Consider the following 13,142-nt stretch of genomic DNA (forward strand, 5'->3'; position numbering starts at 1 on the left):
TAAAGTGTTGTACTTGTGAACTGCGTGTGCGTTGCTGCGGATACTGCCTGACGGCTTATTGGCTTGTGACTGAATTCTGGTACGACGCCAGCAGGCGGACAAAGCCCGCTTGCGCCCGTTCGATGCTGCCCGGCACGCGCAGGAAGCGCGCATCGTGATGCAGGGCCAGGATCAGGCCATACATCTCGTACACCAGCTGCTGCGCGTCCGTATCCGCTTTCAGGTCGCCCGTGGCGATCGATTGCTCGACACAGCGCAGCAGCGCGCCCTGCCAGGCCCGCACCATGGCCACCAAGGCCTCGCGGATGGGACCGGGACGGTCGTCATATTCGACGGCGCCGCTGATATAGATGCAGCCGGAAGCGATTTCCACGCTGACCCGCTTGACCCAGCGCGCAAACATCGATTGCAGGCGCTGGATGCCGCGTGGTTCTTTCATGCTGGGGAAAAAGACTTCTTGCTCGAAACGATAGTGGTAGAGCTTGAGCACTTCCATCTGCAAGTCTTCGCGCGAACCAAAGTGGGCAAACACGCCCGACTTGCTCATGTTCATTTTGTCCGCAAGCAAACCGATGGTCAGGCCTTCCAGGCCGTCGCGGCTGGACAGGTCCAGCGCCACGTCGAGGATGGCTGCACGGGTCAGTTCGCCCTTGCGCATGAATTTGACTGAAGTATTCAAGAGGTCCGTTCTCAAAGTGATGTTGCCGATCTGGCGGATGGGAGCGCGGGTAAAAAAAAGCACGCCCCGAAAAAATCCGAACGCTCGTACTATTATCCACTACCACGTAAAAGTCAAACGGGAACTTTAGAGCCGGTGTTCTATTGGTGCAGCGCAGCATTGTTTGCCTGCGTTCCGGATGATGCTTTCAGGGCGGCAAGGGCGAGATTTACCCCGCCTGCACCGCCCGCGGTTTACCTCAGTCGAGGCCGCCGGCCTTGCTCAGTTGACGGCGGTCGCGCTTGGTCGGCCGCCCTTTGATGGTACTGCCCGGCTCGCGGAACAGCTTGCGCTCCTCCGCCAGCTGTTCGCGGCGGGCGATGCTGGCCGGCGTTTCCGCATACAGCAAGCGCGCCACGGGCGCCGCGCCGCGCTTGTCGGACAGGCCCAGCACGGCCACTTCCCACGTTTCCGCGCCATTGTCGATGGCCAGCTCGTCGCCCACGCGCACGCTGCGCGCCGGTTTCACGCGTTCGCCGCCCACCTTTACCTTGCCCGTGTCGACGGCTTCGCTGGCCAGGGAGCGCGTCTTGAAGAAGCGCGCCGCCCACAGCCATTTGTCCAGCCTTACCGTTGTCATCTCGCTCATGCGTACTTGCCTACTGAAAAAATGCGCATCACCAGCCGGTACACGAGGAAGGCGGCTTCATAGCCGATGCGCCGGAAGCGGCCGATGTGCTTGAAATCATCCTGGTGAATGACGATGCCGTCCGCCACGCCCTGCTCGATATGCTGGCGCAAGCTTTGCGCGAAGGCCACGTCCTTGATGACCACGTTCGCTTCCTGGTTCAGGAACAGGCTCAGCGCATCGATGTTGCTCGAACCGACCGTCGCCCAGTCATCGTCGACGACGGCCACCTTGGCGTGCAGCTGCGTCTTGCGGTATTCGACGATTTTCACGCCGGCGGCCAGCAGCTTCGGATAAAACGAGTGCGCCACGGCATCCTGCATGCGGAACTCGCCCACGCCGATCAGCAAGACCACGTCCACGCCCCGCTGGGCCGCCTGGGCCAGCGCGCGGCGCAGCTTGTGCCCGGGCGCGAAGTACGGATTGGCCAGCATCACGCTTTTCCTCGCCTGGCCCAGCGCCTGCAGGTAGGCGCGCTGGATGGTGCGGCGGTTGCGCAGGTTGTCGCGCACGACGAAGCCGGCCACCACGGGATTTTTCGCCAGCTCCTTGCTGACCACGCGCATCTTGCGGTACAGCTTGATGCGCCGCACCAGGTTCATCTTGCCCAAGCGCGCCCACTGCGCCTGCACCTCCTCGTGGATGGCGTCGACCAGCGGCCCTTTCACCTGCACGGCGAAGTCCCAGCGCGGCGCTTCCAGGCTGATGTTGTGGTCGTAGTCGCAAAACATGTCGTCGTTGATATTGATGCCACCCACCAGGGCGATCTCGCCATCGGCCACGCAGATCTTGCGGTGCGTGCGCGTGATGCCGCGCCGGAACCACGGGTTGAAGATGCGGTGGTGCACGCCTGCCGCTTCCAGCTGCGCATGCATGGCATTGACCCGGCGGTTGCCCGTGCCGAACCAGTCCGTGATCATGCACACCAGCACGCCGCGCGCGGCGGCACGCTTCAGGGCATCGAGCACCAGCGTGCCCGTGGCGTCATCGGCAAAGATATAGGTTTCGAAATAGACTTCCGCGCGCGCGCCATCGATGGCGGCAATCAAGGCGGGGAAGTAATCGGTGCCGCAATACAGCAGCCGGATGTCGTTGTGGGCGATGAAATTGACTGTGCGCATGCCGGCAGTCTACGCGAGTTTCAAAGCAGCAACTATCGGCGCGTGGTCCGACAGTTTTGCCCACAGGGTGCCGTGCATCACTTGCGCCCCTTCCACGTGGAAACCGCGCACATAGATGCGGTCCAGGCGAAACCACGGCAAGGCGGCGGGAAAGGTACGCGCCGGCACGGGCACGGGGGGCTTCGTCTGGCGCCGCGCCAGGGTGCGCACGAGGTCGCCCAGGGCCGAGTTCGAGGCGCGCTGGTCGAACACTTCCACCACGCCCAGCGCATTGCGCAGCTTGTCGCTGAGCGTGTTGCGCCAGTCGTTGAAGTCGCCCGCAATGATGACGGGTTCGCCATTCGGCGCCGATTCCATGACGGCATCGATCAGCGCCTGCGTCTGGCGCCCCCGTCCCGATTCGAACAAACCCAGGTGCACCACGTAGCAATGCACGTCGGCCTGCGGCGTCTTGAGCACGCAATGCAGGATGCCGCGCTGTTCGTAGGCATGGTCGGACACGTCGTGATTGGTTTGCGAAGCGATGGGGAATTTGCTGAGCAAGGCGTTGCCATGGTGGCCATGGTCATACACGGCATTCATGCCATACGCGGAATGGTGCTCGGCGCCGGCAAAGAATTCATGCTGCGACGCTTCCGGCCAATGCTTGTGGCCGTTTTTCTCGGCGCCATAGCGGGCCGCATTGCGGTCGTGCTTGCCCTGCACCTCTTGCAAAAAAACAACATCAGCATTGAAGAGGGCGATCGCCTGCTTCAATGCATGAACCCTGGGCAAGCCCCGCACGGAGGAGACGCCCTTGTGTATATTATAAGTTGCTACGCGGATTTTCATGCATTGATTCTACTCCCAGACCGGCCCCGCGCGGCGCCGGCATAGGTGCGCGTGCGCACCTAAACGACCACAATCACGATCGCCATCAGGCCAGCATGCGGCCCACGCCCGCCGTCACGCTGACGATCAGGGCCGTGATGCCGGCCGCCCAGACGATTTTCACCAGCAAGGGCGCGCCGCGCCACGCCACCGTGCGCCGGCCCGGGGCAAACGCGCCCGGGTGCAGCAGCCAGCCGATGGCCATCAATGGCATGCCGATCGGCGGCGTGCGGCCGGGCACAGTGGAGCTGAACAGCAGGAAGATAAAGCACAGGCAGAAAACGATGCCCAGGGTGCCCAGCAGTTTTTGCTGCGTGGTCAAATGAATCCAGTTCAACATGGAATGCTTTCTCAAGAAGTCAGGAAGTGCGTGCCAGGCCGCTCAGGGCCGGCAATTGCAGGATGGCTTCCGCATTGGAAGACGAAAAACACTGGTCCGCCGCCGCCAGGTACGGCAGCCACGCGTAGCGCGAATGTTCGCGCGGGCTCAGGGTGATGGCGATGTCGCGCGGCACTTGCACGCTGAATACGTGCTCCGTGTTGCGCGTCACGCCGGGCGCGTAGCGGTGGCGCCAGATCGGGTAAATCTCGTACAAGTTGGCCAGCTGCCAGTCGCGCAGCACGATCTGCTCGCCATCGGCGACGATGCCGGTTTCCTCGCACAATTCGCGCGCGGCCGTTTGCAGCAGCGGCTCGTCGATGGCGTCGACGGAACCCGTCACGGATTGCCAGAAGCCAGGCTGGCCCGCGCGCTCGATCAGCAAGACCTCCAGATCGGCCGTATGGATGACGACCAGCACGGAAACGGGAATTTTATGGCTCATATCAAGAATGAAAAAGGCGCCTCGCAGCGCCTTTTTTTGCCCCAGCAAGTAAAACGGTAGCGGCTGCCTGGGCAGCCGCATGCTTCATTACACTACTTTTGGCTCGGCGCTGCGCAAGCGGATGTGCAGTTCGCGCAGTTGCTTCTCGTCCACTTCCGACGGCGCATGGGTCAGCAAATCTTGCGCGCGCTGGGTCTTCGGGAAGGCGATCACGTCGCGGATCGATTCGGAACCCGTCATCATGGTCACGATACGGTCCAGGCCGAATGCCAGGCCGCCATGCGGCGGCGCGCCGTATTGCAGGGCGTCGAGCAGGAAGCCGAACTTCAGCTGCGCTTCTTCGGCATCGATCTTCAATGCGCGGAACACTTTCGACTGCACTTCTTCGCGGTGGATACGGATCGAACCGCCGCCCAGTTCCCAGCCGTTCAGGACCATGTCATAGGCCTTGGCGATGCAGGCGCCCGGATTGGTTTCCAGCATGTCTTCATGGCCGTCTTTCGGTGCCGTGAACGGATGGTGGGTCGCCGTCCAGCGGTCCGCTTCTTCATCGTGCTCGAACATCGGGAAGTCCACCACCCACAATGGCTTCCACACGTCGTCGAACAGGCCGGCTTTCTTGCCGAATTCGCTGTGGCCGATCTTCACGCGCAGCGCGCCGATGGCGTCGTTGACCACTTTCGCCTTGTCGGCACCGAAGAAGATCAGGTCGCCGTCTTGCGCGCCCGTCTGCTCGAGGATGGTGGCCAGCACGTCGGCAGGCAGGAACTTGACGATCGGCGACTGCAGGCCTTCCGGACCCTTGGCTTTCTCGTTGACCTTGATGTACGCCAGGCCCTTGGCGCCGTAGATGGCGACGAACTGGGTGTAGGCGTCGATTTCCGAGCGTGGCATGCTGCCGCCGCCTGGAATGCGCAAGGCAACCACGCGGCCGTTCGGCATGTTGGCGGCGCCGTTGAAGACCTTGAACTCGACCGTTTTCATGACTTCGGTCAAGTCCGTGAAGGACAGCTTGACGCGCATGTCCGGCTTGTCGGAACCGTACAGGCCCATCGCTTCGGCGAAGTCCATGACCGGGAACGGGTTCGGCAGGTCGATGTCCAGGGTGTTCTTGAAAACGACGCGGATCATGTCTTCGAACAGGTCGCGGATTTCCTGTTCCGTCAGGAACGAGGTTTCGCAGTCGATCTGCGTGAATTCCGGCTGGCGGTCAGCGCGCAAGTCTTCGTCGCGGAAGCACTTGGTGATCTGGTAGTAACGGTCGAAGTTAGCGACCATCAACAGTTGCTTGAACAACTGTGGCGATTGCGGCAAGGCGAAGAAGCTGCCGGCGTTGACGCGCGACGGCACCAGATAGTCGCGGGCGCCTTCTGGCGTCGACTTGGTCAGCATCGGCGTTTCGATGTCGATGAAGCCCAGCGCGTCGAGATACTTGCGCACTTCCATCGTCACCTTGTAGCGCAGGCGCAGGTTGTTTTGCATTTGCGGGCGGCGCAGGTCCAGCACGCGGTGCGTCAGACGCGTCGTTTCCGACAGGTTGTCGTCGTCCAGCTGGAACGGCACGGGCACGGAAGGGTTCAGCACTTCCAGTTCCGAGCAGACCACTTCGATCTTGCCCGATTTCAGGTTGTTGTTGATGGTGCCGTCGATACGGCTGGTCACGACGCCCGTCACGCGCAGGCAGAATTCATTGCGCACGGCTTCGGCGACCTTGAACATCTCCGCCTGTTCCGGGTTGCAGACGATTTGCACCAGGCCTTCGCGGTCGCGCAAGTCGATGAAGATCAGGCTGCCGTGGTCGCGGCGGCGATGTACCCAGCCGCACAGGCTGACGGTTTGTCCCAGCATGGCTTCGGTAACGAGGCCGCAATATTCAGTACGCATAGACATAAAATTCTCAGTTCAGGTTAGTGAGTGTTCAATCCGGCCACGTCCCCGCGGGACGCCTGCCTTTATTCTTTGGCTGCCGGGGCCGTTACAGCGACAACTTCCGCAGGCGCCACTACGCCCATCGAGACGATGTACTTGAGCGCCGCATCGACGCTCATGTCCAGCTCGACCACATCGCTGCGCTTCATCATCAGGAAGAAGCCCGACGTGGGGTTGGGTGTCGTCGGCACGTACACGCTGACGTAATCTCCCACCAGGTGGTTCGCCGCATCGCCGCCCGGCACGCCGGTCAGGAAAGCGATGGTCCAGGAATTCTGGTGCGGATATGGCACCAGCACTGCCTTGCGGAAAGCATTGCCCGACGAGGAAAACAAGGTATCCGACACTTGCTTGACGCTCGAATACAGGGAATTGACGATGGGTATGCGATGCAGCAACTTTTCCCATAGTTTCACCACGTAATTGCCGACCAGGTTATTCGTCAGCAGTCCCGTCAGGAAAACGATGAGTATCGTCAGTATCGTGCCCAGGCCGGGAATGTCAAAGCCGAACAGCGAGTTCGGACGGAAACGTTCCGGCACCAGCAGCAGCGACTGGTCCAGGGTGCCGATCACCAGATTCAGTACCCAGACGGTGATGGCCAGCGGGACTAAAATCAGCAATCCGGTAATAAAATATTTACGCATCGTTTTCTCGGTGGAGTGGATCGGCGCGGCGCGCGTGTCAGTCCGCTTTCGGCGCAGCGGCTGCAGGCGCCGGTGCGGCGGGCGCGGCAGGTGCGCTCTCGGCAGCAGGCGCTGGCTTGGCACTGTCGGCCGGGCCCGTCGGAATGGCCGTGGTGGGCGCCGTGCCGCCGCGGAAATCGGTCGCGTACCAGCCCGTGCCCTTCAATTGGAAACCGGCGGCCGTCAATTGTTTCTTGAAACTGGGCTTGCCGCACGACAGGCACACCGTCAGTACTGGATCGGAGATCTTTTGCAAGACATCCTTGGCAAAACCACACTCGTCACAACGGTAAGCGTAAATCGGCATCTCTACTCCGAGAAAATCATCAAAAACCCTGAATTATAAAGCTTTTCCGCCATTCCCAGCGGAAAATGCCCGCTCACCCGGCCTGCCAGGCTCAGTCCGCCCGGCGGCGCCAGCTCATCCAGCGCTCCTTGCCGGCGAAGACGGCGATGGAATCACCGACGGCGTCGTCGGCCAGGCAATCGAAATGCGGCGCCAGCAATTCCTGCAGGTTCTCACGCGACATACCAAACGGCGGCCCCTTGGCATTGTCGTCAAAGAAAAAGTAACCGGCCAGCATGGCGCCCGGCGCCAGCAGCTGGGCCCAGCGCTGCGCCACCTGCGGCCACATGGCCCGTGGCATGGCGCACAGGAAGGCCCGTTCATAGATCAGGTCCAGCGGCGCAGCGGGCTGCCAGGCAAAGAAATCCGCCTCTTGCACCTGCCCTGCCCGTTCGCCCAGCCGGGCCCGGGCGGCGGCCACGGCGGCCGGCGAAAAGTCGATGGCCGTGGCATCCCAGCCTTGCTCCAGCATGAAAACCAGCTCATGGGCGGTGCCGCAGCCAGGAATCAGGCAGCGCAGGGGCGCCGGGCTGCCGGCCACAAAGCTGCGCAGGCGCGACGGCACGCCGCCCTGGTCCCAGGGCGTGAATTGTTTCTCGAAACGCTCGTCCCAGAAGGCGGGCGACAGCGGGTCGCGGGTATGGAAGTCAGCCATCACTTACATCCTGATCCAGTTAGAGCGGTAATTGATGCCAGCGCATGAACACTTGCAAGCCCAGCGCGCCGAGCGCGAAGGCACCCACGAAATACACGATAAAACTCAGCAGACGGTTCGTCTGGCGTTGCTCTGCCAGCAATACTTTCAGCAGTTCCACATCGTTTTCGCGCGGTTCGCCCTGCACCGTCAAGGCCTGGTGTAGCAAGCGCGGCAGTTGCGGGAAGATATGCGCGTAGCGGGGCGCCTCGGCGCGCAGGCGTTCCATGAAACCTTGCGGCCCCACCTGGTTGCTCATCCATTTTTCCAGGTAGGGCTTGGCCGTTTGCCACAAGTCCAGTTCCGGGTCCAGCTGGCGGCCCAGGCCTTCGATATTGAGCAGCGTCTTTTGCAGCAGCACCAGTTGCGGCTGCACTTCCACGTTGAAGCGGCGCGAAGTCTGGAACAGGCGCAGCAACACCTGGCCAAAGGAAATGTCCTTCAGCGGACGGTCGAAGATCGGCTCGCAGCAGGCGCGCACGGCCGCTTCCAGCTCATCGACGCGCGTATCTTTCGGCGCCCAGCCCGATTCGATATGCGCTTCGGCCACGCGCTTGTAGTCGCGGCGGAAGAAGGCGAGGAAGTTTTGCGACAGATAATCCTTGTCGTAGTCGTTCAGGGTGCCGACGATGCCGAAGTCCAGGGCAATGTAGCGGCCGAACGATTCGGGCGCGATGGAGACGAGAATGTTGCCCGGATGCATGTCCGCATGGAAAAAGCCGTCACGGAACACTTGCGTGAAGAAAATCTCCACGCCATCGCTGGACAGCTTGCGCAAGTCCACGCCGGCCGCCACCAGGCGGTCGATCTGCGACACGGGAATGCCGACCATGCGTTCCATCACGATGACGCTGCTGGAACAGTAATCCCAGTACATCTCGGGCACCAGCAGCAAGTCCGAATTGGCGAAATTGCGCCGCAGCTGGCTGGCGTTGGCCGCTTCGCGCATCAGGTCCAGCTCGTCGTGCAGGTATTTGTCGAACTCGCCCACCACTTCCTTCGGCTTCAAGCGCTTGCTGTCGGCCCACAGGCGGCTGATCCAGCCGGCGGCGATGTGCATCAGCGCCACATCTTCGTCGATCAGTTTTTTCATGCCAGGGCGCAAGACCTTCACGGCCACTTCCTTGCCATCTTTCAATGTCGCAAAGTGCACCTGGGCGATCGAGGCGGACGCCACCGGTTCGCGCTCGAAGCGGGCGAACAGCTGGTCCGGGTGCGCGCCCAGCGACTTGGTGATCTGCGCGATGGCCAGGTCGGAATCGAACGGCGGCACCCGGTCTTGCAGGCGCGCCAGTTCTTCGGCGATGTCGGGCGGCATCAGGTCGCGGCGCGTCGACAGCACCTGGCCGAACTTGACGAAGATCGGTCCCAGCTCTTCCAGCGCCAGGCGCAGGCGCAGGCCGCGCGGCGAGGACAGGTCGCGCCAGAAAATCAGGGTATCGATCAGCTTGGCGGTGCGGGGAACTTGCAGACCAGAAATTGCGATCTCATCCAGGCCGTACTTGATGGAAACACGGATGATTTTAAACAGGCGCAGGAATTTCAATATCATGTAGACAAATCCGGTAAGGAGGACGGCGGCTGGAGGGCGGCGGCCGCCTTTTCCAGTCTGGCAAGGCGCTTGGCCAGGCGTTCGACGTCATCGCGCACGCGCGTGACGCCAGCGGAATACTCTTGCAAGGTGGCGGGACGGATCAGCATGGGCTGTTCATCCAGGAAGTATTCAGCCACGTTTTCCGCCAGCTTTTGCTGGCTTGTCCGCACGAAGGCGACGGCATCGCGGGCGCCTGCGGCCAGGCGCGTGGCCAGGATCGGGCCGAGCACCTTTTCCAGGTCGTGCTCCGCTTCCCAGCGCAAGCCCTTGCTCAGTTGCGAAATGGCATTGGCAAATTCGGCATCGCCTTCGATTTTCACATAAGAAAATGCCCGTTCGCGGTTTTGCAGGATCAGCGGCACGTCGGACAATTTCACGCGGATGGTGACGTTGGCGGGCACGTCCGCCGGCGCTGTTTCCAGCATGCCGGCGCTGTCGACGCGCAGGCGCAGCGCCACGGCGCCCGTGTCGATGCAGGCCAGCTTGCCCGCGTGCAGCGCCAATTGCTGGCGCGCCCACGGCTCCTGCGCCAGCAGGTGATTGATGGTCGCAATGACGGGCGTCATCAAGGAGAGATCGGAAAGTGGTGCCATCGTGTACTTGCGCGCTGTGCGCCCTTAAAAAGAAAAAACCGCCCGTAAAACAACGCGGGCGGTTTCGATCTTACCAGTTCAGCAGGAAAATTCCCTCAAGCACCACGAATTGACCGTGGACTTAAGCTGCCATTCAGGAAGCAATTATCATTAACCCAACTGTTGAATGCCTGCCAATACCCAGCCGCTGTTGCCGCTGACGGGTTTCGACATATTCCACACTTCGGCGAACGGCTCGGCCGCGGCACCGGGCGCCGAACGGATCAGGCCAGTAAATTTCACGCTGGCCAGGTAATCGTTGACGCTCGTTTCAATGCCCAGCAATTCAGCGTCGATGGTGACGACGTCCGTAAAGTCAGGCTGCGCGCCCCGTTCCTGGATCTGCATGCGCAGTTCCGCGAACACTTCCGGCGACGTGAATTCGCGGATGTCGTTGACGTCCGCCTTGTCCCAAGCCGCTTGCAGGCGAATAAAGTTGCTTTTCGCATGGCGCAGGAAGGCTTCCTTGTCGAAGTCGGCTGGCACGCCCCATGGCGCGGCCGCCGGGACCGGCTTATCCAGGCCTACGCCGGACGAGACGGGCTGCAGCGGCGGCAGCGGTGGAATGCGCGAGCCGATGTCGGGCACGTTGCCGGCCGGCGCAGGCTGGTTGCCGCCAAAGCCGGCGAAGGGCGCGTTGCCAGCATTCGGATTGCCGGCACGCTTGCCGCGCACCATGCGGTAGATGAAGAAGGCCGCGCCTGCCAGCAAAGCCACCATCAGCAGGGTGCTGATCATGCTGGCCAGGGCGCCGCCCAGGCCAAAGTGCGACAGCAAGGCGCCCAGGCCCAGACCCAGCAGGGCGCCGCCCAGCAAGCCCTTCCAGCGGCTCGGCGCCTTGGCGGCAGGCGCTGGCGCAGGGGCCGGCGCTGGTTGTGCCTGGCGTGGCGTGGCAGCCGGCGCGGGCGTCGGTGCCGGCGCTGGCGCCTGGCGACCCACGTTTTGCGACTGGCGGCCAAACGAACGGCCACCGCCCATGGGACGGGCCAGCGCCTCGCCCAGCATGGATACCGTGGTCGCGGCCAACATCATGCCAACCATAAATTTTTTCAATTTCATTCCATCTCCTAAAATCACCGGCGTGGTGAATGAGTTACATCTTGATGCCGGTATGCAAAGCGGCAATGCCTGCCGTCAAATTGTAGTACTGCACGCGCTCCAGGCCCGCCGTTTCCATCATGGTCTTCAGGGTTTCCTGGTCCGGGTGCATGCGGATCGATTCTGCCAAATAACGATAGCTTTCCGCGTCGCCCGCGATTTTCTGTCCGAACCACGGCAAGACCGAGAACGAATACAGGTCGTACGGCTTTTGCAGCGGCGCGGCGACCTTGGAAAACTCCAGCACCAGCAACTTGCCGCCCGGTTTCAGCACGCGGCGCATTTCCGCCAGCGCCACATCCTTGTGCGTCATGTTGCGCAGGCCAAAGGCCACGCTGACACGGTCAAAATAGTTATCCGGGAACGGCAATTTCTCCGCATCACACAACAAGGTGGGGGTGAGCAAGCCCCGATTCAAGAGGCGATCGCGGCCCACGCGCAACATCGACTCGTTGATATCGGTCAGCCACACTTCGCCCGTCGGGCCCGCCTGCTTGGCAAAGGCCTTCGACAGGTCGCCCGTGCCGCCGGCGATATCGAGTACCTTGAAGCCGGGGCGCACGCCCGCGTTGGCAATCGTAAACGTCTTCCACAGACGGTGCAGCCCGCCCGACATCAAGTCGTTCATCACGTCGTATTTGGCAGCGACGGAATGGAACACCTTGGCGACTTCGCGCACCTTGTCGTCTTCTGCAACTGTTTTGTATCCGAAATGGGTCGTATTGGTCATGGTAGGCAGTCTGTTTGAACTTGAGTGCATTATACAAGCGGCAGGCGCATTTCCCCGTGACGCCGGAGAAGGTATTGCCTTTCGACCGCATTCGACGCCAGGGAGGCGGCTTGCGCATACGCCGCCAGCGCCCCCGCGCGGTCGCCCTGGCGGCGCAGCAGGTCGGCCCGGGCCGCGTGCAGATAGTGCGAGCTGGCCAGGCCGGGCAACGCTTCCAGGCGTGCCAGCCACGCCAGGCCGTGTCCGGCGCCATGCGCCATGGCGCAGGCAATCACGGCATTGAGCAAAACCAGCGGTTCCGGCTTGTGCCGCAGCAAGGCGCCATACAGCAGATGGATTTGCCGCCAGTCCGTCTGCCCTGCCGTGGGGGCCTTGGCGTGCAAGGCGGCAATGGCGGCCTGCAACTGATACGGCCCGGGCGCCCGCCCTGCCAGCGCCTGCGCCAGCACGGCCAGGCCTTCGGCAATCAGCCCGCCCTGCCACAGGCGGCGGTCCTGCTCTTCCAGGGTCAGCAAGTGACCTTCCGGCGACAGCCGGGCCGGGCCGCGCGACGCTTGCAACAGCAGCAAGGCCAATAAGCCCTGCACTTCCGCCTGGTCCGGCAGCAGGCTGTCGAGCAGGCGCGCCAGGCGCAGCGCCTCCGCGCACAGGTCGGCGCGCAGCAAGGACGCGCCGCCGCTGGCGCAATAGCCTTCGCTGAAGACGAGGTAAATCACGTGCAGCACCTGCGCCAGCCGCAGCGGCCAGTCTTGCGCTGGCGGCAACTCGAAAGGGATGCGCGCCTCGGCGATCTTGCGTTTGGCGCGCAGCAGGCGCTGCGACAGGGTCGCTTCCGGCAAGGCGAAGGCGCGCGCGATCTCGGCCGTGGACAAGCCGCACAGGGTGCGCAAAGCCAGCGCCACCTGCGCTTCGGGCGCCAGCGCGGGATGGCAGCAGATGAACAGCAGGCGCAAGCGGTCGTCCTCGATGGGCTGCGTGTCAACTGCTGGCCCGGCCTGCAAACGGGACAGCACGGCATCGGCGTCCGGCACGCTCTTGCCCGCCCGGCGCAGGTGGTCGAGCGCCGCATGGCGCGCCACGGATGTCAGCCAGGCGGCGGGATTGTCGGGCACGCCCGCTCGCGGCCAGCATTCCAGTGCCTTGCGGCACGCTTCCTGCAGCACGTCTTCCGCCAGGCCCGGGTCGCCGAAGCGCCGCATCAGGCCCGCCAGCACCCTGCCCTTTTCCTGGCGGAAGACGTGCTCGACGGCCGCAAGGGCGTCGCCGTCCACG

The 13,142-nt window shown here is 62.7% G+C and carries 15 protein-coding genes; all 15 read right to left on the bottom strand.

The window, feature by feature from the left end; all coding sequences use genetic code 11:
- Positions 1-55 precede the first annotated feature (55 nt).
- Positions 56-658 (bottom strand): TetR/AcrR family transcriptional regulator, encoded by a 603-nt coding sequence (locus ACZ92H_RS23935; protein WP_465051334.1) that lies wholly within the window; start codon positions 656-658, stop codon positions 56-58.
- 259 nt (positions 659-917) lie between these two features.
- Positions 918-1,307, bottom strand: a complete 390-nt coding sequence (locus ACZ92H_RS23940; protein WP_465051282.1) for an RNA-binding S4 domain-containing protein — start codon at positions 1,305-1,307, stop codon at positions 918-920.
- The gene (gene clsB / locus ACZ92H_RS23945; RefSeq protein ID WP_465051281.1) at positions 1,304-2,467 is read right to left on the bottom strand and encodes a cardiolipin synthase ClsB; all 1,164 of its coding nucleotides are present in this window, start codon (positions 2,465-2,467) and stop codon (positions 1,304-1,306) included. Before clsB ends, ACZ92H_RS23940 begins: the two co-directional genes overlap by 4 nt.
- A 9-nt stretch (positions 2,468-2,476) precedes the next feature.
- Complete coding sequence (locus tag ACZ92H_RS23950) at positions 2,477-3,298, bottom strand: endonuclease/exonuclease/phosphatase family protein (RefSeq protein WP_131375731.1); 822 nt, start codon at positions 3,296-3,298, stop codon at positions 2,477-2,479.
- An 85-nt stretch (positions 3,299-3,383) separates the two neighbouring features.
- Positions 3,384-3,677, bottom strand: a complete 294-nt coding sequence (locus tag ACZ92H_RS23955) for a hypothetical protein (protein WP_465051280.1) — start codon at positions 3,675-3,677, stop codon at positions 3,384-3,386.
- 19 nt (positions 3,678-3,696) lie between these two features.
- Entirely contained in the window at positions 3,697-4,161 is a 465-nt protein-coding gene (nudB, locus tag ACZ92H_RS23960; protein WP_465051279.1) for a dihydroneopterin triphosphate diphosphatase, read from the bottom strand.
- An 87-nt stretch (positions 4,162-4,248) separates the two neighbouring features.
- A complete protein-coding gene (gene aspS, locus ACZ92H_RS23965) occupies positions 4,249-6,051 on the bottom strand; it encodes an aspartate--tRNA ligase (protein WP_465051278.1) in 1,803 nt (600 codons plus the stop codon).
- Between the two features lie 62 nt (positions 6,052-6,113).
- Entirely contained in the window at positions 6,114-6,737 is a 624-nt protein-coding gene (locus tag ACZ92H_RS23970) for a DUF502 domain-containing protein (protein ID WP_131375725.1), read from the bottom strand.
- Between the two features lie 37 nt (positions 6,738-6,774).
- Positions 6,775-7,083 (bottom strand): FmdB family zinc ribbon protein, encoded by a 309-nt coding sequence (locus ACZ92H_RS23975; protein WP_131375723.1) that lies wholly within the window; start codon positions 7,081-7,083, stop codon positions 6,775-6,777.
- A gap of 91 nt (positions 7,084-7,174) precedes the next feature.
- Positions 7,175-7,777: a methyltransferase gene (locus ACZ92H_RS23980; protein ID WP_465051277.1), complete on the bottom strand. Its 603-nt coding sequence runs from the start codon at positions 7,775-7,777 to the stop codon at positions 7,175-7,177.
- 19 nt (positions 7,778-7,796) lie between these two features.
- Positions 7,797-9,368, bottom strand: a complete 1,572-nt coding sequence (gene ubiB, locus ACZ92H_RS23985) for a ubiquinone biosynthesis regulatory protein kinase UbiB (protein WP_131375719.1) — start codon at positions 9,366-9,368, stop codon at positions 7,797-7,799.
- A complete protein-coding gene (locus tag ACZ92H_RS23990) occupies positions 9,365-10,003 on the bottom strand; it encodes a ubiquinone biosynthesis accessory factor UbiJ (RefSeq protein ID WP_465051276.1) in 639 nt (212 codons plus the stop codon). The genes ubiB and ACZ92H_RS23990 overlap by 4 nt, the downstream gene beginning before the upstream one ends.
- 150 nt (positions 10,004-10,153) lie before the next feature.
- Positions 10,154-11,101: a Tim44 domain-containing protein gene (locus tag ACZ92H_RS23995; protein WP_465051275.1), complete on the bottom strand. Its 948-nt coding sequence runs from the start codon at positions 11,099-11,101 to the stop codon at positions 10,154-10,156.
- Between the two features lie 34 nt (positions 11,102-11,135).
- A complete protein-coding gene (ubiE, locus tag ACZ92H_RS24000; protein ID WP_034753359.1) occupies positions 11,136-11,870 on the bottom strand; it encodes a bifunctional demethylmenaquinone methyltransferase/2-methoxy-6-polyprenyl-1,4-benzoquinol methylase UbiE in 735 nt (244 codons plus the stop codon).
- Positions 11,871-11,899: 29 nt separating this feature from the next.
- On the bottom strand, positions 11,900-13,141 hold the full coding sequence (locus ACZ92H_RS24005) for an RNA polymerase sigma factor (RefSeq protein ID WP_465051274.1): 1,242 nt from the start codon (positions 13,139-13,141) through the stop codon (positions 11,900-11,902).
- Position 13,142 lies beyond the last annotated feature (1 nt).

This window comes from Janthinobacterium foliorum, assembly GCF_978021625.1.

Excerpts from the sequence above, each read along its gene's own strand:
- ACZ92H_RS23935 (WP_465051334.1), bottom strand. The coding sequence starts at position 658 with ATGCGCAAGGGCGAACTGACCCGTGCAGCCATCCTCGACGTGGCGCTG.
- ACZ92H_RS23940 (WP_465051282.1), bottom strand. The coding sequence starts at position 1,307 with ATGAGCGAGATGACAACGGTAAGGCTGGACAAATGGCTGTGGGCGGCG.
- clsB (WP_465051281.1), bottom strand. The coding sequence starts at position 2,467 with ATGCGCACAGTCAATTTCATCGCCCACAACGACATCCGGCTGCTGTAT.
- ACZ92H_RS23950 (WP_131375731.1), bottom strand. The coding sequence starts at position 3,298 with ATGAAAATCCGCGTAGCAACTTATAATATACACAAGGGCGTCTCCTCC.
- ACZ92H_RS23955 (WP_465051280.1), bottom strand. The coding sequence starts at position 3,677 with ATGTTGAACTGGATTCATTTGACCACGCAGCAAAAACTGCTGGGCACC.
- nudB (WP_465051279.1), bottom strand. The coding sequence starts at position 4,161 with ATGAGCCATAAAATTCCCGTTTCCGTGCTGGTCGTCATCCATACGGCC.
- aspS (WP_465051278.1), bottom strand. The coding sequence starts at position 6,051 with ATGTCTATGCGTACTGAATATTGCGGCCTCGTTACCGAAGCCATGCTG.
- ACZ92H_RS23970 (WP_131375725.1), bottom strand. The coding sequence starts at position 6,737 with ATGCGTAAATATTTTATTACCGGATTGCTGATTTTAGTCCCGCTGGCC.
- ACZ92H_RS23975 (WP_131375723.1), bottom strand. The coding sequence starts at position 7,083 with ATGCCGATTTACGCTTACCGTTGTGACGAGTGTGGTTTTGCCAAGGAT.
- ACZ92H_RS23980 (WP_465051277.1), bottom strand. The coding sequence starts at position 7,777 with ATGGCTGACTTCCATACCCGCGACCCGCTGTCGCCCGCCTTCTGGGAC.
- ubiB (WP_131375719.1), bottom strand. The coding sequence starts at position 9,368 with ATGATATTGAAATTCCTGCGCCTGTTTAAAATCATCCGTGTTTCCATC.
- ACZ92H_RS23990 (WP_465051276.1), bottom strand. The coding sequence starts at position 10,003 with ATGGCACCACTTTCCGATCTCTCCTTGATGACGCCCGTCATTGCGACC.
- ACZ92H_RS23995 (WP_465051275.1), bottom strand. The coding sequence starts at position 11,101 with ATGAAATTGAAAAAATTTATGGTTGGCATGATGTTGGCCGCGACCACG.
- ubiE (WP_034753359.1), bottom strand. The coding sequence starts at position 11,870 with ATGACCAATACGACCCATTTCGGATACAAAACAGTTGCAGAAGACGAC.